12 protein-coding genes and 1 pseudogene are annotated in these 20,181 nt (G+C 43.1%); 12 read left to right on the top strand and 1 reads right to left on the bottom strand.

The features are described 5' to 3' along the window. Window positions 1-7 precede the first annotated feature (7 nt). On the bottom strand, window positions 8-2,614 hold the full coding sequence (locus JCM10512_RS05760) for a Kelch repeat-containing protein (protein WP_148298285.1): 2,607 nt from the start codon (window positions 2,612-2,614) through the stop codon (window positions 8-10). Between the two features lie 185 nt (window positions 2,615-2,799). On the opposite strand from JCM10512_RS05760, the pseudogene JCM10512_RS24795 reads away from it, so the two are divergent. From JCM10512_RS24795 to JCM10512_RS23455, 12 genes and pseudogenes are all read left to right on the top strand, one after another. Then, a pseudogene (locus tag JCM10512_RS24795) lies at window positions 2,800-4,946 on the top strand (GH92 family glycosyl hydrolase). Window positions 4,947-5,048: 102 nt separating this feature from the next. Then, complete coding sequence (locus JCM10512_RS05750; RefSeq protein WP_081741233.1) at window positions 5,049-6,713, top strand: GxGYxYP domain-containing protein; 1,665 nt, start codon at window positions 5,049-5,051, stop codon at window positions 6,711-6,713. A gap of 365 nt (window positions 6,714-7,078) precedes the next feature. Continuing rightward, window positions 7,079-7,630: an IPT/TIG domain-containing protein gene (locus JCM10512_RS21230; RefSeq protein ID WP_052517113.1), complete on the top strand. Its 552-nt coding sequence runs from the start codon at window positions 7,079-7,081 to the stop codon at window positions 7,628-7,630. Next, on the top strand, window positions 7,624-8,460 hold the full coding sequence (locus JCM10512_RS21225) for an NHL repeat-containing protein (protein ID WP_052517112.1): 837 nt from the start codon (window positions 7,624-7,626) through the stop codon (window positions 8,458-8,460). The genes JCM10512_RS21230 and JCM10512_RS21225 overlap by 7 nt, the downstream gene beginning before the upstream one ends. A 23-nt stretch (window positions 8,461-8,483) precedes the next feature. Then, the gene (locus JCM10512_RS05740; protein WP_244436948.1) at window positions 8,484-11,321 is read left to right on the top strand and encodes a SusC/RagA family TonB-linked outer membrane protein; all 2,838 of its coding nucleotides are present in this window, start codon (window positions 8,484-8,486) and stop codon (window positions 11,319-11,321) included. 297 nt (window positions 11,322-11,618) lie between these two features. After that, the gene (locus JCM10512_RS05735; RefSeq protein WP_044161404.1) at window positions 11,619-13,598 is read left to right on the top strand and encodes a RagB/SusD family nutrient uptake outer membrane protein; all 1,980 of its coding nucleotides are present in this window, start codon (window positions 11,619-11,621) and stop codon (window positions 13,596-13,598) included. A gap of 17 nt (window positions 13,599-13,615) precedes the next feature. After that, window positions 13,616-14,569: a BT_3987 domain-containing protein gene (locus JCM10512_RS05730; protein ID WP_044161401.1), complete on the top strand. Its 954-nt coding sequence runs from the start codon at window positions 13,616-13,618 to the stop codon at window positions 14,567-14,569. Between the two features lie 37 nt (window positions 14,570-14,606). After that, window positions 14,607-16,976 (top strand): glycoside hydrolase family 3 N-terminal domain-containing protein, encoded by a 2,370-nt coding sequence (locus JCM10512_RS05725; protein ID WP_081741232.1) that lies wholly within the window; start codon window positions 14,607-14,609, stop codon window positions 16,974-16,976. A gap of 28 nt (window positions 16,977-17,004) precedes the next feature. Continuing rightward, complete coding sequence (locus JCM10512_RS23470; protein ID WP_244436946.1) at window positions 17,005-17,235, top strand: hypothetical protein; 231 nt, start codon at window positions 17,005-17,007, stop codon at window positions 17,233-17,235. Next, a complete protein-coding gene (locus tag JCM10512_RS23465; RefSeq protein WP_500778523.1) occupies window positions 17,154-18,572 on the top strand; it encodes a glycoside hydrolase family 38 N-terminal domain-containing protein in 1,419 nt (472 codons plus the stop codon). Before JCM10512_RS23470 ends, JCM10512_RS23465 begins: the two co-directional genes overlap by 82 nt. Next, a complete protein-coding gene (locus tag JCM10512_RS23460) occupies window positions 18,542-19,072 on the top strand; it encodes a glycoside hydrolase family 38 C-terminal domain-containing protein (RefSeq protein ID WP_244436979.1) in 531 nt (176 codons plus the stop codon). The genes JCM10512_RS23465 and JCM10512_RS23460 overlap by 31 nt, the downstream gene beginning before the upstream one ends. Then, on the top strand, window positions 18,973-20,169 hold the full coding sequence (locus JCM10512_RS23455) for a beta-sandwich domain-containing protein (protein WP_244436942.1): 1,197 nt from the start codon (window positions 18,973-18,975) through the stop codon (window positions 20,167-20,169). Before JCM10512_RS23460 ends, JCM10512_RS23455 begins: the two co-directional genes overlap by 100 nt. Window positions 20,170-20,181 lie beyond the last annotated feature (12 nt).

The following is a 20,181-nucleotide window of genomic DNA, read 5'->3' as shown; positions in this document are numbered from 1 at the left end:
AGCCCCCCTAACGCATTAACGCAAGTTCTCTACCGGAGTAAATCATCCATAGTTTTCGCATAATCCTCTCCCATACTTTTACGATATTCGATGATGAAGCCGAATAGATTTTTGATAGGCTTTCAAAATCATTTAGCCTTTTATAAGAGCGCATACTGTACCCCAAAGCCAATTCATTGAGAGGATCTCTCTTCAAAATAATAAAGCAAATACGCAAAACATTGCGAAACTCATTCCGCTGATAATAATTCGCAAGGTCCTTAGGTAGTAAAGAGAGTACAGTGTCTTCTGAGTTTTGCTTATATTTATCAAATAGAGAATGATCTATATTCTCAAGCAATCGCCCTCTCTCCCAAATAGACAGAAAGAGTTCACAAGATTGAGGATGTTTGCGTAAATGGGCCGATAACCTATAATAATCACAAAAGCAGAGGTTCTCCTCAATCTCTATTTTAAAAGCACCTTTATCGTAAACCAATTTAATACCATCAAGTTCCGCAAGCACCTTACGAAGGTTACTGATTGTTACTCCTTTCAGATTTTTAGCTTTATCTTCACGCTTGTCAGGCCAGAAAATGTCATTCAACAAAGAAGAGCTTACCCCTTCTCCCTCTTCGGCGCTATTCAACAGTATATATAGAAAGATAAGCCTCAATTTATTACTAAACAAATACGTAACATCCCGCCCATCACGATTGTAGATGGTGAATATACCATATACATAAATCTGATTAATCTCCGTCCTTTTATGAGAAACAGGAACAGGAGTGCCTGAAGTAACTAGCTTATCCAATAAGTTCTCTTTGATCGGATTCCCTTCATAAACCATTACCGGAACTACCGGAGAAAGTTTACGCCTTTGCTTACGCCTGCTATACCAAAAGCCTCCGATGCCTCCTGAAATGAATAAAAGAGCGCCTATCCATAACACGACTTTCCATTCCTCTGTGGTTTTTGTTTTGAATAAATAAGACCCCATATCTGCTCTACCCACAGGCGAATCTGCCAATGTATAAACAGCAGCTTCAACTAGTTTTGCCTGCTCGTTAAACTCCTCTGTAACACAGTAGAATTCACTCAGCACCGAGTTGTGATATAAGGAAACAGTTGATGCAATTGAACCGGATGCAAAAGGAATGGAATCTCCCAACTGCTCTACCTCTCCATTTTCTATGGATATCTTATAAAGACGCAAACTTGCTGTTTTTTTATATTCAGCATACCGGATCACATAAAGAGATTTCTCATCTTTCGAAAGCAGCATTTGCCCGGAAGGTACACACTTCTCCTCCAGAGGATGACTCCAATTCCGTTTTATTTCCTGATGTTTTAAATCGACTCGATACAAATCATTATAGTAATTATGCCCGATACTCTGATCGCCCGACTCATTTCCTACCCCACCATAAATATATAGATAATCTCCTCCCCGCGAGGAGCCCATAGATGAAAAGAAGCGAGGTGTAATCGTGTCGCCCTTAAACTGTAACGTATCCCACTGATCAGTCGTTTCATTATACATCAGAAATTTATTGCTATACAGCCGATTGCCAAAACCACCAAACACGATGTATCGATTGTTTGCGCCATCCCAGAAGCCATTATGATGATGCAGTTGCACTTTAGTGTATGCCTTTCCAACAGGTCTCCACACCCGAGTATCCAGGTTTAAGGCTGCTATGGTAGTACTACCTACCGGTAGGTTGTTTATTTCGTAAGCATACACTTCACCATTCGCTTCATTAATAAAGCTTGTTCCCAAGAGCATGCTTACCGGCTGTTTGTTCGCATACGGTTTTTTCACCACCTGTCTCTTATCCGTCAGGTAAGTAAAAAGAGAATCCGGCGTTATAAACACCACCTCCTGCCTCTTTTCATAAAACTTAGATCCAATACATTGAGGTGTGGTAAAAGCTGCCACCTTTGTCCAATGATAAGAGTCATTAATCAGCCAATACGGATTATCCACCCGCCCTTGTACCCTGCCATTGCTATCATGCACATCATTCCCCGAGTTCTCTTTGAATTCAAACGAATAGAACTGTGTCTCACCCTTTACTTTCAAATGGCGAATGGCAAAAGCCGGTACATCGACCAAATGCTCCCTTCTACCGAAACTCATTAGAGGCTGTATTTGCTTGGGAAGATTTCCCACACCTACGCCCCGCTTCACTTTATCGGCAACAGACAACACACTTTCTTCCCCTAAGAAGTCGATTCGCAGCTTCACCGGCATCCATTGGGATATAATAGAATCGTTGGATAAACTGATGGAAATATGATTAACCTTTCCTTCCGTGTTAAAGTTAAAGGAACTGGAACTATCATTCACATAGCTGTACGTTAGACTGTATGCCTCGCCGTTTGCCGGATCGATGAGATGAAATAAATAGCCGAAAGTACTACTTTGAGAGATCCGCAGGTCAAATTCAATATCGATATGCCCCGTAAAAGCCGGACGTCGTTCTCCATCAAAGAGTCTATAAGAGGTGCGTTGCTCAATAGGAACCTTATTGCCATAAAATTGCAATCCCTGTGCATTCAATCGGGAGGCTACCAACACCATAATTATGAATACCAGCAAGTGGTACCTATATTTTGTGCTATCTATCATATTATTAGGGCTTACGTTTTTTTACGCTGGTAAAGATAGTGCTTAAAATCATATAGGGCACAATCGCCTGTCGGAAATAAATCAGAGGGTTAAAAAAAGGTGGCATGAATTAACCCCAATTTAATCCATTAATTAAGGGTACTTTGTTTTCTTTGTGGCTATTAATCTTAAAAGTATATCAGACAATGAAAACAAACCATTGTAACAAGGGAGTTTTATACATAGCACTACTCCTGCTTATTCACGCTAAAATTCCGGCACAAGAATCCCCCACAAACTATGCCCAACTTGTAGATACCCGTATTGGAAGCGAAGGCAACGGACTAAGCAGCGGATACACCTATATCGGTGCAAGTTATCCATTCGGAATGATACAGTTCACTCCCTCTTTCTTCTCTCCTCAGAAAGGAATCGTAGTCAATCAGATGTCCGGTTCAGGTTGCGCTCATATGGGCAACTTTCCTGTACTTCCCATCATCGGTTCTCTAACCGAATCTCCGAAGAACATGGATGACTATCCACGTTACATCTCTGTGAAGGAATCTTCGGCAGGCTGCTTATCTTTGCAAATGAAAGATGGTGTTATTTGTAATATCACAACCTCTCAACGTAGTGGAATTGCTCAATTCGTATTTCCTGCCAGCAGCCAAGAAGGTACCATACTGATCGGCTCCGGCGTAAGCTCGACCGAGCTCTCCAGCGCCTTTATCAAAATTACTTCACCATCTACCTGCGAAGGATATGCTGAAGGAGGTGATTTCTGTGGATACAAAACTGACTATCGTATATTCTTCGTCGCAGAATTCAACTGCCAAGCCAAAGAATACGGAACTTGGAAAGGAGGCAACCTAAAGAAAGGAAGAGAACAGATAGGAGGGGCTAAATCGGGAGGTTACTTCAGTTTTGATACGAAAAGCCGCCAAACAATAGAATACAAAATAGCTATTTCTTATGTTTCGATAGCCAACGCCAAAGAGAACCTTCGGCGTGATAACGACAATCGAAACTATCAACAGGTATTGGTAGATACCCGAAAAGAATGGAATAAGCAATTGAGTAAAATTGAAATTCACTCGGACCAGAAAGATAAACTGACCCAATTTTATACTCACTGGTATCACACACTAATTCACCCAAATCTGTTCAGCGACATAAACGGCGAATACATCGGAGCCGACTTCGCTGTTCATAAAACGCAGCCCGGAAAAGAGTGTTATACAACTTTCAGCGGATGGGACACATACCGTACTCAATGTCAACTGCTAGCCATGTTCTATCCCAAAGAAACATCTGACATGATGCAATCGGCTGTAGACTTTGCCGAACAAGCCGGAGGATACGCCGATGGATTGCCGCTAATATAGAAACTGGCGTGATGCACGGTGATCCCATGCCCATCATCATTGCCAATACCTATGCTTTCGGTGGACAGGACTTTGATATCCAGAAAGCTTATAAACATATGAAACAAGGAGCATGTGTACCGGGGACATTCGCACAAGATGTAGAGGTACGCCCAGGCTTATCCAATTACATAAAGAAAGGCATCGAAAATGCCTCTCTATGCCTGGAATACGCCTCAGCCGATTATGCCATCGGGCAATTCGCCCTGCAAGCATTACACGAGAGGCAAGAAGCGACTTCTTTTATCAACCGTTCCTACAACTGGAAAAATCTATATGATCCCTCTACCCGTTGGCTTCGCTCCCGCCATACGCATGACCTTAGTTGGAAGAATCCGGATCATGATTGGCGTGAAGCAACTAAAGAGAACTATTTCTGGATGGTGCCTCATGATCTAACAACATTGATCGATACCATCGGTGGCAAACAGGCAGCTTGCGCACGGCTGGATAGTCTATTCGTCCGTTTGGATGCCGGTTATGACGACCACTATTTCGCAGCCGGTAATGAACCGAACTTTCAGGTCCCCTGGATATACAATTGGACAAACCGTCCGTATAAAACCTCTGAAACAGTCCATCGGATATTGAACGAAATGTATACTTCTCAGCCTACCGGGTTACCGGGAAATGACGATTGCGGTTCAATGGGTTCTTGGTATGTCTTCGCTTCCATCGGTTTATACCCCATGATACCCGGAGTTGCGGGATTCAGCATCAGTGCGCCATATTTCGAGGACATCACTTTACATCTCCCGAAAGGAAAACTCCAAATCAGAGGAGGGGGTATCTCTAAACCGTATATTCAGAGTCTGGAGATCAATGGGAGCAGAGTCAAACTAACATGGATCGAATGGAAAGATATACAAAGCGGAGCTTCTATTAAATTTAAAACAGATCGGAGAATTAACCATAAATGGGGCTTATAAACAGAGATTCTCTTAATCCATATTTAGCAAGAACCACTTAAAGAAACATAGAACGAAACCTTTTTCAAATCTAGTATAATTATTAACCCAAAATCAAATGTTATGAAGAGACACTTATTTTATTTGATTCCGTTCTTGATATCTCTCGGTTGTGAAGATTCCAAGACGGGAGTGAGTGAGGAAAACTATTCGGTAGAACCCAAACCTGATTACTTTGAAGCAATAGATGCACCGGATGACTGCGGACAGTATTGGCTATTAAAGTCGCATATAGTTCCGAAAGGGTATTATGTATGCCTGATGCATAGTCTTGAGAATGACAACAATAATCCCGAGTTAAGAAAAGGATTACCTTATACGAATATGTGTCAATCCTTGGCCGGTATTGTAAACAGAGCGGTTGAGAACAAAGAGTCGGAGGAGGCCATTTGGCTCGAAGACCCCAACAATCGATATTCATACACCCTGTGCAAACAAGAATTAAAAAGACAAGGTGTTAGTGAAAGATCTCAAGAAGACGGCATTTCCCTTCTGAAATCAGGTCTTTTCTCTAACCTAATCAAGGGCTATGTACTGACAGACATAACCAACAATCCCGAAAGTTCGCCTGTTGCTGCTGTAGCGTCACATATACACAATGCCATCATCGTGGATATTCGGGACCAAACAGTGTATGATGAGATAGGGCTAAAGATGGTTTACGACGCAAGACAAAAGACCACGAAGGATGCCTGGGCAGAATTTAAAGACAAATGCAACAATAAATCATTGGTACTCATGGGCTCGTTAACTAACGACATGAAAGACTTTGCCATTGTGCATAACCTATTCGTCCTGAATATAAAAAACGACAAAGGACACAACTGGGAATTGCTCAATGAGGTACTGGATTGGCTGGAACCTTCTTCTCCAATATATGGCTGGGAAGATTTGGACGAGCACTCTTTTGTACAACGAATAAGCGAGAAAGGGCATTTAATGGTGCCATGCAATTACTATCTAAACATGTCGTTAACATCGCTCAACTATGCCCAAAGACAAAAAGATCTGCTCGTAAACATAATCAATCCGGGCAATAGGATCTATCCGGAGAATGATACAAACAAATACATAAGCTACTACTTGTCCGATGGAGACAACGTACAATGGATATTCCACATCTGGTATGACGGCTGGTTTAAACATGGGCAAACTAAGGATGTGAAATTGGCGTTTGGGATTCCTTCTACCAACCTAAGTATGATAGCTCCGCCGGTTTATAAAAACATAGTAGACCACCAAGGTGTTGAAAACACCCTCGTAGAAAACTGTGGAGGCGGATACATATACATCGATGATTTTGCCTCCCAAAAGGATACGCAAAAAGAGCTAACCACGTTAGCCAATAAAGTAACAGCACACATGCGTCAGCATCGTATCAAAGTGCTCGGTCTGTTCACCAACAATGCCCAATCGGTCAATGCGCAGAACGCCTATAAAACCTTCATCAAATCCAATAACCAACTTGAAGGGATTATTGTAGTGCAATACGCACCTTACAACGGAGGGCATGGACAAACTTATTGGTATGCCAACAACGAAGGCATAGAAATCCCAGTTATTACAGTCAGATACACACTTTGGAATTTTGGTAAGAATAATTCCAACGGACAAGGTACACCGGCATACGTTGCCAAACTGCTTAAAGACGAGCAACCCGATTTCAGCTTGATTGATATTCATGCTTGGAGTACATTCGCAGATATAGCAGTTCGGATGATGTGGTAGGAGAAGCAGCTAAAGGTAATGTTTCCGGTGCAGGCGCAGCTGCTATGTGCCAACGAAGAGTATCCGAAGATTTCAAGTGCGTCAGCTACAAGAGTTTATATGGAGGATGAGAATGAAGCACAATAAGGAGCAAACGATCAAAGCTATAGAAAAATACAAGTAGATAACAAGCAAGAAAATAAAGAGCTTTTTTCGGGTTAAGTAACCCCAAAATATAAGAATTAATAAGTTCCTCCGGTTAATTAACCCAATATTAATCATTCTTTTAAGGCTCTTGCATTTAATTCGCCAATAATAGGATACGGTCATATCACCACAATATAAACCCATAAAATTAATCTTATAATAATCACAATCTAAAAACCATGAAAAATTTAACAGTCAAAAGTCGTAAAGTAAAGCTAGCATTCTCGCTCTGCAGTGTGTTGCTCTCTTTTCTCGTTATTTGCTGTAATGACGAAATAAAGAGTAATACAGAATCTTCTTATCCGCCTAAATCGGATCTGGAATCAACCTTTGAAACCTTTTATCCGGATAGCGGTGGAATGGGTACTAAACTTATTTTGCGAGGAACCAACCTCGGTACAGACACAAACTATGTACGGGTAACAGTCAACGAGCTAAAGGCTAAAGTCGTAAGAGTCAACGACAATATCCTGTATGCAGTAGTACCGGCCCGCGCCGATACAGGATACGTCCGCCTATACATAAAGAAAGGAAAAGAAGAGGTAGAATATACTTCCGGAAAAGAGTTTAACTACTTATTTAAAAGCAATGTATCTACTTTGATTGGCAAGCCGAGAACCTTAGACTCAAATGAGGAAAGCACGACTCGTATTGATGGCCCTTATCAAGAGGCTCTTCCCCGTCGTCCGTGGCAGATCACGACCGATAAAGACGGAACGATCTATTGGTAGATGAAGGCAGAGACCGGAATAAGCGCGGAGCCCTTCGCAAAGCCTCCAGAGGTGAAGTGGAAACATTGGTATACAATAGTTCCGGGCCTTTTCAATCTTGCAATGGTGTAACGTTCAGCCTCACGCAAGATACTCTCTTTATGCCGAATCGATGGGTGAGTGGGGATGTACAGAATAATGTATGTGTGATGTACTCTACCCGAGATGCTAACTTCATTAATGTCAAATCGCTTATCGAGTTCTCGCAAGCCTCAACCAACTCGGTTGCCATACATCCTAAAACAGGCGAACTCTTCTTCGACCATAACGGGGAGGGAGCGGTATATAAATACAATAAAGAGGCCCCTAACCGATACGAGAAGATGTTCAATGTGCGAGGTAGTTATAACAACATGGAAATGCGGTTACTATTTAACCTCGAAGGAGATGTGCTCTATTTGGTACTACGCGCTAAACATTGCATCTATAAAGTATCTTACGACGCAACAACTCACACATTCGGCACTCCGGAACCTTTTGTAGGCGAATGGTTTACCTCCGGATATGATAATGGAGACGGACTGGCAGCACGATTCAATACCCCAAGTACTCCATGCTTAGACCCGGAAGGCAACTTACTTATCCCCGACAAAGGCAATCATTGTATACGCAAAGTAACCCCAAAAGGTGTAGTTACCCTGTACGCCGGCAAACCCGGTGAAGGTGGGCACAGTGACGGACTACCCGACAAAGCTAAATTTAAGAATCCGGAAGCCGTTACATTCTACAAAAACTCGTTGTATGTAGCCGATCGTGAAAATCACTGTATCAGACAGGTAGTCATCGAATAACATAAACTTTAAGTCTAAAAAGTATGAACAAGTATATAAAAACGGTATTTACATTGCTCGTTGTTTTCGCACTATGGAATATACCCATGCAACTATATGCACAGCAATCACAAAAAGAAAATTCCTCACTGGAAATACAGGGAATCATCAAAGACGAAACCGGTAATCCGGTAATAGGGGCTACGATCATTGCCAAAAATCAACCGGGACTAGGAGCCACTTCCAATATGGATGGACAATTTAAACTAAAAGTAACCGAGTATGATGTACTAGTAATATCTTACATTGGTTATGTAACCCAAGAACTACCTGTTATACGTATCCGAAATAAGAAAGGAGCAATTATCATTCTAAAAGAAGACAATCAAGTGATCGAAGAGGTGGTAATCACCGCAAGCGGTAGTCAGCAGAAAAAGACGCTGACCGGAGCATATACTACAATAGATATCGCTCAACTTAAGTCGCCGGGTGCGAATCTGACCAACTCGCTAGCAGGTGTTGTTCCCGGCATTATCGCAATACAAAGTAGCGGCGAACCAGGAGCTGATATGTCTGAATTCTGGATTCGCGGTATCAGTACGTTTGGTGCCAATCAGGGCGCATTGGTATTGGTCGATGGTGTAGAAAGAAGCTTCAACGAAATACCGGTAGAAGATATCGAGAGCTTTTCAGTGTTAAAAGACGCCTCGGCAACGGCCATCTACGGTCAGCGTGGGGCAAATGGTGTTGTACTAGTTACAACCAAACAAGGTGTACCCGGCAAGGTGAAGATCAGCGCAAAAGTACAGGCAGGCATTGATGCCAGAGGAAAAATGCCTGATTACGTTGACGCCATCACGTATGCCCAAATGGCCAATGAAGCATCCATCGGAAGATATGAATTGCCGCGCTATACACGCGAGGAATTAGACATTATAGCCAACAACATGGACCCTGACCTGTATCCCAATGTCAACTGGCGGGAGTTAATGTTGAAGAAGGTATCTCCGAAGTACATCGCCAACATCAATTTAACCGGCGGTGGTACCAATGTTACCTATTATGTTTCATTGGGTTATACGAGTCAGGACGGGATCTATAAGAGTAAAAGCTCAGAAAACAAGTACGATACAAATACGACTTATGAACGTTTCAACTATCGCGCCAATGTAAATATGAACATAACCAAATCAACACTTGTGAGAGTAGGGTTGGGTGGCTATTTAATTAACCGTACACAACCCGGAAGCACCGGCTCGGATATCTGGGGATCTTTCTCACAGCTGACAGCCCTCAGTATCCCGCGGCGTTACTCCACCGGGCATGAACCTTCGATAGGTGGTGTACAAACGCCGGAATATCACATGACAAAAACCGGATACAAAACCATTTGGCAAAATAAGATGGAGACGAACATCAGTCTGGAGCAAGATTTAGACTTCATCGCCAAAGGATTAAAATTTAAAGGAACATTCGCATTCGACACCTACAACAACAACGAAGTTAAACGAATCAAGACTCCGGAATTATGGGAAGCTGAAAAGGTGCGTGACGCCAATGGTAACTTGGTGCTTAGAAAAGTAAGAGACATCTCACTCATGGCACAAGAATCTAGCACTACAGGAACCAAACGCTATTACACGGAAGCATACCTTAATTATTCTCGCCTTTTCAATCAAAAGCACCGTTTCGGAGCGTTTGCAATGGTATATATGCAAGAAATGTCGGACACCAATCTCGGAACCGATATCATAGCTTCTATTCCTAAACGTAACCTGGCCTATTCCGGACGCTTTACTTATGCATTCAAAGACCGTTATTTAGTAGAGGCAAACTGGGGGTATACCGGATCGGAAAACTTTGAGAAAGGAAAACAGTTCGGATTCTTTCCGGCATTCTCGGCCGGATGGGTTATTTCAGAAGAACCTTTAGTCAAAAAGGTCGCTCCCTGGATAGAGACACTCAAAGTCCGTGCTTCCTACGGTGAAGTCGGCAATGACGTAATCGGCGGACGTCGTTTCCCATATATCGGCTTAGTAAATGAAAGTAGTCAATATGCATTCGGGGAATTCGGTACAAATACCATTAAGGGATATCGCAACGGGACCATCGGTACCCCCAACCTGACTTGGGAGGTTGCTAAGAAGTATAACTTAGGATTTGACATCAATCTCTTCGACGGGAAATTTACAGGCTCCATTGATTTTTATAAAGACAAGCGAGACGATATTTTCATGACACGTAATCACATGCCGGAAACTACAGGCTTGGCTGATAAAGTACCTATGGCCAATGTCGGAAAAATGGAGTCTAAAGGTTTTGACTGGAATGCAGCATATTCAGATAGAATCGGACAAGTTAGGTTCACAGTACGCGCCAACATGACTTACCAAAACACCGAAATCATCGACAAAGATGAAGCAGCCAATGAGTTATGGTATAAGATGGAAAGAGGGTTCAGAAGCGGACAAACACGCGGACTCATTGCTTTGGGCTTATTCAAAGATGAGGAAGATATACGTAGCAGCCCGGTACAAGAATTCGGTGGTAAGGAAGTATTACCCGGTGACATTAAATACAAAGATGTAAATGGTGACGGTAAAATTAACGATGATGACGAAGTACCTTTGGGGTATAAAATCCACCCCGGTGTTCAATACGGCGCAGGGCTCAGTGTAAACTGGAAAAATTTCGACCTAAGCGTATTGTTTCAAGGAAGCGGGAAGTGCGACTTCTTCATTGCAGGTAATGGTATTCACCCTTCAATGGTGGAGCCACGGGAAACGTATTGCAACTGGTTGCAGATGCCAACCGCTGGATACCCAAAGAAGTATCAGGAAATCCGGCAACAGAAAACCCCAATGCAACTTGGCCACGTTTGACTTATGGCAAGAATGATAATAACAACCGCAAATCCACATTCTGGCTACAAAACGGGCGCTACATCCGATTTAAAAATTTGGAATTAAGCTACAACGTACCCACTGCTCTCACACGTAAGTTCTTTATGAGCAATATGCGAATCGGCTTTGTCGGTGAAAACTTATTCACTTGGAGTCCCTTTAAATTGTGGGATCCGGAAACTGAAAGCGGAACAAGAGAACGCAACGGCTCTGCCTATCCGATTAATAGGACCTATACATGCTATGTTAAATTTGATTTTTAAAGAAATAAGTTTTATGAAAAAAATAATAAGATATATCGTCATTGCCGGTGCAGCATTATCATTTCAATCGTGTACCGATTTTCTAGATGTAGACAAGTACTTTTACGATATGTTATCGGTCGACTCTGCCTTCTCTAAAAGAGTGTATGTGGACGGATGGTTAGCTAACAACTATGATTATCTATGCAAAGCTGACTTAAGCGAATACTGTTCCAGATTCCAGTGGAGCAGTGATGACTTAATACATATCGATGCAAAGAGTTTGCAGCAATGTAATTACTCCGCAAGTAATTTCCCTCACGACGATTTCAACAATCACCTGCGAAGATGTTATGAGTGTGTCCGCAAAGCCTCTACTTTTATAGATAAAGTGGTGGAGTGCAAAGAGATGACGATGGAAGAAATTTCCGATATGCAAGGCCAGGCCCGCTTCTTACGTGCATTTGCTTACTGGAGTTTAGTTCGTACCTATGGACCGGTACCCTTAATTCCCGAGCACGGACTGGATGTGAGTCTCTCATATGAAGAACTCTCACTGCCTCGAGCCAGGTTCGATGAAATTATCGACTTTATTGATTATGATCTATCCATGGCAGCTCGTAACTTACCGATGACGCGTACGCAAAACAACTTCGGGCGGCCTACCAAGGGGGCTGCTTTGGCATTACGGGCAAGGGTTTTGTTGTTTGCCGCCAGCCCGATGTCAAATGGTAATGAAGACTTCTATAACGTCAAAAACTCTGATGGTACTGTACTATACAATATGCAATATGACGAATCAAAGTGGGCGCGCGCAGCTGCTGCTGCCGAAGATGTGATCAATCTGAACAAGTACGAACTGCATGTGATGGAACCCGATTCGAAGAATCCATATAGTGTTACACCCCCTTATCACGAGGAATACTCCAACTTAGACTTCCCAGATGGGTGGAAAGATATAGATCCCTACTCTTCATATAAATCTATTTTTGATGGTAGCATACGTGGGTCTAAAAACCCAGAATTGATCTTCACCAGAACAGGTTCCGACGGTGACTATAGCATACAAAACTTCTTCAACTACAAAAGTATGCCCAGAACTTCCGGAGGAGACAACAGACTGGCGGTTACTCAGAAAATGGTAGATACGTATTATATGGATAACGGAAAGTCCATAGAGGAAGCCGGCGATTACTACCTAAAAACGGGATTTACTGCTACCGCCAAAGAACCCGACATGGGAGTAGGGGCTCCTTTTATGGGTCCTAATGTTTCTAAGATGTACGGCAGAAGGGAATCCCGCTTCTATGCAAGCATTGCATTCAACGGAGCAATATGGGAATGTGAGAGTACCTCAAAGCCCACGGAAAAAAATTATCAATGCTGGTACTATCAAGACGAGTTCAACGGGAAGGAAGGTTATAAAACGCACCTACCACTCACCGGTATCGGTTTGAAGAAGTATACAAACAAAGAGGATTCCTGGTCTGAAGGCGGCTATCGTACATCAAAAACAGAGCCGACAATCCGTTATGCAGAGATTCTCCTTATCCATGCGGAAGCATTGAATGAGTTAATCAGTGGAGAGTCATACAGCATCAAAACATACAATGATCAAGAAGTACAGATTAGCCGGGATCCCACGAAAATCAGAACCTCCATGAAGCCTATCAGAATGCGTGCCGGCTTACCGGATTTCAATGACGCAACTTATAGCGACCCGAGTAATTTCCGAATCGCTTTGAAAAGAGAGCGTCATATTGAGTTGTTCACAGAAAACAGTTTCCGCTATTACGATCTTCGGAGATGGAAAGATGCAGATGTAGAAGAAGCAGAGCCTCTTGTTGGATGCGACATCGACACCCCAATGTCCGATGAAACCCGACAGGAATACTATATACCAACTCCTGTCACTTACATTCAGAAAGTCTTCTTACCGAAGATGTATTTATTCCCCTTTCCCAAAGCGGAATTGAAACGTAATATAAACTTAACCCAAAACCCGGAATGGTAATCTTAAAAGTAGAAGATATGAAAAAGTTAATAAATACAGCATTTCTTTTCCTTCTGATAATCGGAGGAAGTGCTTGCCAAGATGAGTTGGATAACGAATTGTTCCAAAAGTATTCTTATCTGAATAAAAATGGTTGGAAAGAGTGTGAAGTTAAAATCAAGGAAGATAATACAGGCATACTCCTACTGGACTTTGGCATCAATGGAAGTTCTGAAAACGGCAAGAATGTCGTGATTACAATCACCAATGATCCCGACACCCTGGAAGGATATAATTTCGACAGGTATAAGTTCCAGTATGATTCTTACTACCCCGAACTGCCGACCTCTTGCTATACGTTCGATCAGGAAGCGTATATAATTCCTGCCGGCCAACTTAAAACAACCGCGTCGATCCGCATCGACTTAAATCAAATTCAAGATATATATAACGACTATGTATTACCTATAAAGATTTCTTCTTCAATAGGAGAACCCATAGGACCTGATAAATACAGCAAATTACTGGCGAATATCAAGTTCACCAATAAATTCAGTGGAGTGTATTCTGGCAATGGCAAACTGACAATTGAGGAAACCGGTCAGAACACAGCTACCGGAAGCGCCAAACTGTATGCGATCTCTCAGAATGCCTGCTTTATGTATGCGGGAAATGCGACCTCAGAAACCGACCCTGCCAATTACAAGAAATATATACTGAATGTTTCTTTCAGCGACAACGAAAAAATCACGATCACAGACCCGGTAGGAAAATTAGACTTAGAGACAATGAAGGCCACCATCGCCAGAGAGTATAAATACCACAATACAGACACCCGCTATTATATAGAAACCAGTGTTCTGGATTTGAAGTACAAATACAGGAACCAGTCGGAAAGAGATCACCGGATGCTGATTTTTGAAGGTAAGCATACCCTGACGAGGAATGTGCTAAGAAGCGAATATCCCAATGTCATAGTAAAAGAAGAATAACCTAAATGATATCAATAATATTCACTAAAACAAAATCATGAAGGAGCAACTAAAACAAACATTGCTAAGCTGCCTACTGGCAATCCCGATTCTTACACAAGCAAGTCCAAAAGATGACATCTACCGTAAAGGGTGGATTGACTTCAACAAAAACGGTAAGATGGATGTGTACGAGAATCCGTCAGCCCCAATCGAAGAACGTATCAAGGATCTGCTGAGTCAAATGACTATTGACGAAAAGACCTGCCAAATGGCAACGTTATATGGTTCAGGACGGGTACTTGCAGACGCATTGCCTACAGACAAATGGAAATCAGAGATATGGAAAGACGGCATCGGAAACATTGATGAAGAACATAACGGACTAGGGACGTTCGGTTCGGAATATGCGTTTCCTTACGCCAAACATGTTAAAGCCAAACATGATATTCAACGATGGTTTGTAGAAGAAACTCGCTTGGGGATTCCGGTAGATTTCACCAATGAAGGTATTCGAGGGGTATGCCACGAAAAAGCCACCTTCTTCCCTGCCCAATGTGGGCAGGGAAGTACCTGGAATAAAGAGTTGATAGCTCGTATCGGTGAAGTGGAAGCAATAGAAGCAACTGCTTTGGGATATACCAATATTTATTCTCCCATCTTAGACATTGCTCAAGACCCTCGTTGGGGACGCGTTGTGGAATGCTACGGAGAAGATCCGTATCTGGTGGGACAATTGGGTAAGCAAATGATTCAAAGTTTGCAAAAGTATAAGGTGGTGGCTACTCCCAAGCACTTCGCCGTATACAGCATTCCGGTAGGAGGACGCGATGGAGGAACTCGTACCGATCCGCACGTAGCGCCTCGCGAAATGCGTACGCTCTATCTCGAACCTTTTCGGGTTGCCTTTCAGGAAGCCGGTGCATTGGGAGTGATGAGTTCGTACAACGATTATGACGGTGAACCCATCACGGGAAGTTACCAGTTCCTCACCCGGATATTACGCCAGGAATGGGGTTTCAAAGGTTATGTTGTATCCGATAGCGATGCTGTTGAATTTATTTCCGGTAAACATAAGACAGCAGAAAACTATGAAGACGCAGTTGCGCAGTCGGTGAATGCAGGTTTAAATATACGGACTAATTTCAGTCCTCCCTCCAGTTTCATCACACCATTGCGAAGTGCTATTGCTAAAGGGAAAATAGATCAAGCAATCATCGACAAACGCATCAGCGAAATCTTATATGTCAAGTTCTGGCTAGGTCTGTTCGATAATCCATACCGGGGCGACGGAAAGTTGGCGGAGAAAGTGGTACACAGCAAGGAACACCAGGCGGTCGCATTGGAAGCCGCACGTCAATCCATAGTGCTCTTAAAAAATCAGGATAACTTATTACCACTTCAAAAAACCTTAAAATCGGTAGCTGTTATCGGTCCGAACGCCAATGAACAAAAAGAACTAATATGCCGCTATGGCCCATCTAACGCTCCGATAAAAACAGTCTACACAGGGATAAAAGAAGCACTTCCCGAAGCAAAAGTTGTCTATAAGAAAGGATGTGAAATTGTGGACCCTCACTTTCCGGAAAGTGAAGTTCTCCCTTTCGAAATAACGCCCCAGGAGCAACAGCTAATGGACGATGCCATTGAAGCGGCTCAAGCATCCGAGGTTGTCATCATGGTATTGGGAGGTAGCGAAGTCACCGTACGAGAAGAGCGTTCTCGCACAAGCCTCGATCTGCCGGGTAGGCAGGAAGAACTACTAAAAGCCATTTGTCAGTTGGACAAGCCCATTGTATTGGTGATGATTGACGGTCGCGCATCCAGCATCAATTATGCGAAAAAGTATGTCCCTGCCATCCTGCACGCATGGTTTCCGGGAGAATTTTGTGGGCAAGCAGTAGCTGAAACCATTTTCGGCGACTATAATCCAGGGGGCAGACTAGCTGTCACCTTCCCAAAGTCAGTTGGGCAGATTCCTTTTGCTTTCCCATTCAAACCGGGGTCGGACAGTAGCTGCGGCACTTCAGTCAGCGGTGCTCTTTTCCCATTCGGATATGGGTTGAGTTACACAACATTCGAATATCGGAATTTAAAAATAACACCAGAGTTACAAGGGAAGGCAGGCGACATAACCGTACGTTGCAGCGTAAAGAACACTGGCAACCGAAGTGGAGATGAAGTCGTACAGCTTTATCTAAGTGATGAGGTCAGCAGTGTCACAACGTATGTAAAAGTTCTCCGTGGGTTCGAACGCATCACCTTGCAACCGGGCGAAGAAAAAGAAATCGTATTTACACTTCGTCCTCAAGATCTAGCCATTTGGGATAAGAATAGGACATTTCAGGTAGAACCGGGATTATTCAAAGTAATGATTGGAGCTTCCTCCAAAGACACGAAATTGGAAGGGAAATTCAGCATACAATAGGTTATTAATTAGTTAACAGATAGAACGCATGAGAAAAAAAACAATTTTAGCAATTCTGATTCTGGTAATTATCGGAATTCATTCAACACAGGCGCAGAAGAAGAGCAAAGCATACCTTGTTTCCAACGCTCACCTGGATACTCAATGGAACTGGGATATTCAAACAACCATCGATGAATACCTAAAACATACATTGATACGAAACTTCTACTTATTTCAACACTATCCAACTATGTATTCAACTTCGAAGGCGGAGTGAAATACCATTGGATCAAGGAGTACTATCCGCTGGAATACGAGTTAATGAAAAGCTACATTCAGGAAGGGCGCTGGCACATTGCCGGAAGCTCCTGGGATGCCAACGACACCAATATGCCTTCCCCGGAATCCTTTTTTCGTAACATCCTGCTAGGACAGCAATTCTACAAAAAGGAGTTCGGAATATCTTCGACCGATATCTTCCTGCCGGATTGTTTCGGATTCAGCTATACACTGCCAACCATTGCAGCTCATTGCGGGTTGATTGGTTTCTCCACACAAAAACTGCAATGGCGGCACGCCAATATGCATGGTAAGTCCAAAATGCCTTTCAACATCGGATTGTGGGAAGGCGTGGATGGTTCACGCATTATGGCAGCATTCAACGGTAAAAACTACGTTCATGAATGGAATGGAGGTGATTTGAGTAAAGATACCGATCTGAGAAACACAGCTAAAGACGGAGTAAACCATACAGCATATCGCTATTACGGTGCGGGTGACAGGGGTGGAGCACCCAACATTAACTCAGCCCTTTCCATTGAAAAAAGCGTGAAAGGGAATGGAGATGTCGAAATCATCAGTGCTACATCCGATCAGTTGTTCAAAGATTACCTTCCGTTTGATAAACACCCTGAATTGCCGGTCTACAAAGGTGAATTATTAATGGATATTCACGCCACGGGATGTTATTCCTCGCAAGCAGCCATGAAACTATACAATCGCCGCAATGAACAATTGGGAGATGCCGCCGAACGTATTTCCGTCATGGCAGACTATCTAGACGGAGCAACTTACCCGAAAAGTACGCTGACAGAAGCATGGCAACGCTTCATTTGGCATCAGTTTCACGATGATCTGACCGGAACCAGCATACCTAAGGCCTATACCTACTCTTGGAATGATGAACTGATCTCACAAACACAATTCAACGATATCATTCATACAGGCGTCGGATCACTCGCTTCCTGTTTAAACACGCAAGTGAAAGGAACCGCAGTTGTCGTTTACAACTCAATGGGCACACAGCGTAAAGAATTGGCGGAGGCTGTTGTCAGCGTCCCGCAAAAACCTACAGGCATACAGGTCTTCGATGCCAAAGGAAAAGAGGTACCCGCACAAGTGATAAACTGGACAAATGGAAAAGCAAAGCTTATCTTCAGTGCGTCTGTAGCCCCACTCAGTTGTTCAGTCTATGACGTCCGTTTCCAGAAGAACAATGTGCGTACGTCCCTGAAGGCAACCGCTAATACCTTGGAGAACAAGATTTATAAACTGACACTGAACAGCAACGGAGACATCGCTCCATCCTTGACAAACGGACAAACACAGAATTAGTAGCACAAGGAAAAGCTTTTCGTTTAGCGTTGCTTTTGGGTAATGAATCTAGCGAATGGCCTGCTTGGGAGATCTTAAAAAAGACTCTGGACAAGCCAGGTAAAGAGATTTCTGATCAGGTGAAAATCAGTATCGAACAAGAGGGACCTTGTATGGCTTCTCTGCGTATCGAACGTACATACCAGACTTCCAAGTTCGTACAGCACATACGCATGAGCGAAGGTGCTAACGATGAACGTATTGATATTATCAACGAGGTAGACTGGTCGACAAAGGATGCTGTCTTAAAGGCTGAGTTTCCCATGAGTATAAAAAACGAAGAAGCCGTCTATGACTTGGGCGTCGGAACTGTGAGACGTGGCAGCAATACCCAGACTGCCTATGAAGTATGCGCACAACAATGGCGGATATTACAGCTCCCGACAATAGCTATGGAATTTCAATTCTCAACGATTGCAAATACGGATGGGACAAACCGAATGATCATACGCTACGCCTGACCCTGCTTCACGCTCCTACAACCAAAGAGAGATATAAATATCAGGAAGAGCAAGATTTCGGACATCATACGTTTACCTATTCAATCGTAGGACATCAGAATGAAGCTTTGCAAGCAGGGATTAGCCATCTCGCCGAATCATTAAACAGTCAATTAGCTGTATTTACGACTCCTAAACACAAAGGTGCACTGGGAAAAGAGTACTCTTTTGTAAAAGTCAATACCCCTCAGGTAGCCGTTCGCTCACTGAAGAAGGCAGAAGATAGCGACCTGTATATCATTCGCTTTTATGAGATGCAAGGTAAAGCCGCTAAGCAGATCGAGGTCACCTTTCCGGCTAATATTGAATCGGCATACGAAGTCAACGGCATAGAGGAGAAGATCGGCAATGCTACTATACATAGCAACAAACTCAGCTTTGACATGACTGCCTACCAGCCCAAAACATTTGCTGTTCGTTTGCAAAAAAGCAATGTGAGAGCAGCTCCGATACAGTACACACCGCTTCAACTGGCATTTAATAACAAGGCTTTTACCCCTGACAACTTCGGCTACACAGTTTCATTTGATAAGAAAGGCAACAGCTTCGCAGCCGAACTGATAGGAAGTGAAATAACCAGCAGCAATATTCCTTTCAAGATAGGGCATTATGAAGAAAAGCACGTACTGAAATGCAAGGGAGATACGATTCGTCTACCTCAGGATGCAGGCGGAAAGAAACTGTACATACTGGCAACTTCGACCGATCAGGACCGCAAAGCAAGTATACTGATCAATGAGAAACCGTATGATTTCGAGATTCCTTACTATTCAGGATTCTATGGGCAGTGGGGGCATACGGGTGTCAGCGAAGGCTATATTCGCAACGCTTCGCTCGCCTATGTAGGTTCGCACCGTCACGCAGAGAAAGGCAACGACACTTATATCTATACCTATATGTACAAACTGTGTATAGAGCTTCCCAAAGACGCTCGTACCCTAATACTCCCTAAAGATGAAAATATTGCGATTTTTGCCATGACCTTATCCGATAACTATATAGATAAAGTCAATGCAGCCAATGAGCTACGCACACTTCCAAAGAGAACGATAAAATAATCAACCGACAGC

This window comes from Bacteroides reticulotermitis JCM 10512 (assembly GCF_000517545.1).
GTDB lineage: Bacteria > Bacteroidota > Bacteroidia > Bacteroidales > Bacteroidaceae > Bacteroides > Bacteroides reticulotermitis.
Note: the sequence above shows the minus strand (reverse complement) of the source record. Positions and strands in the feature narration are given on the sequence as shown.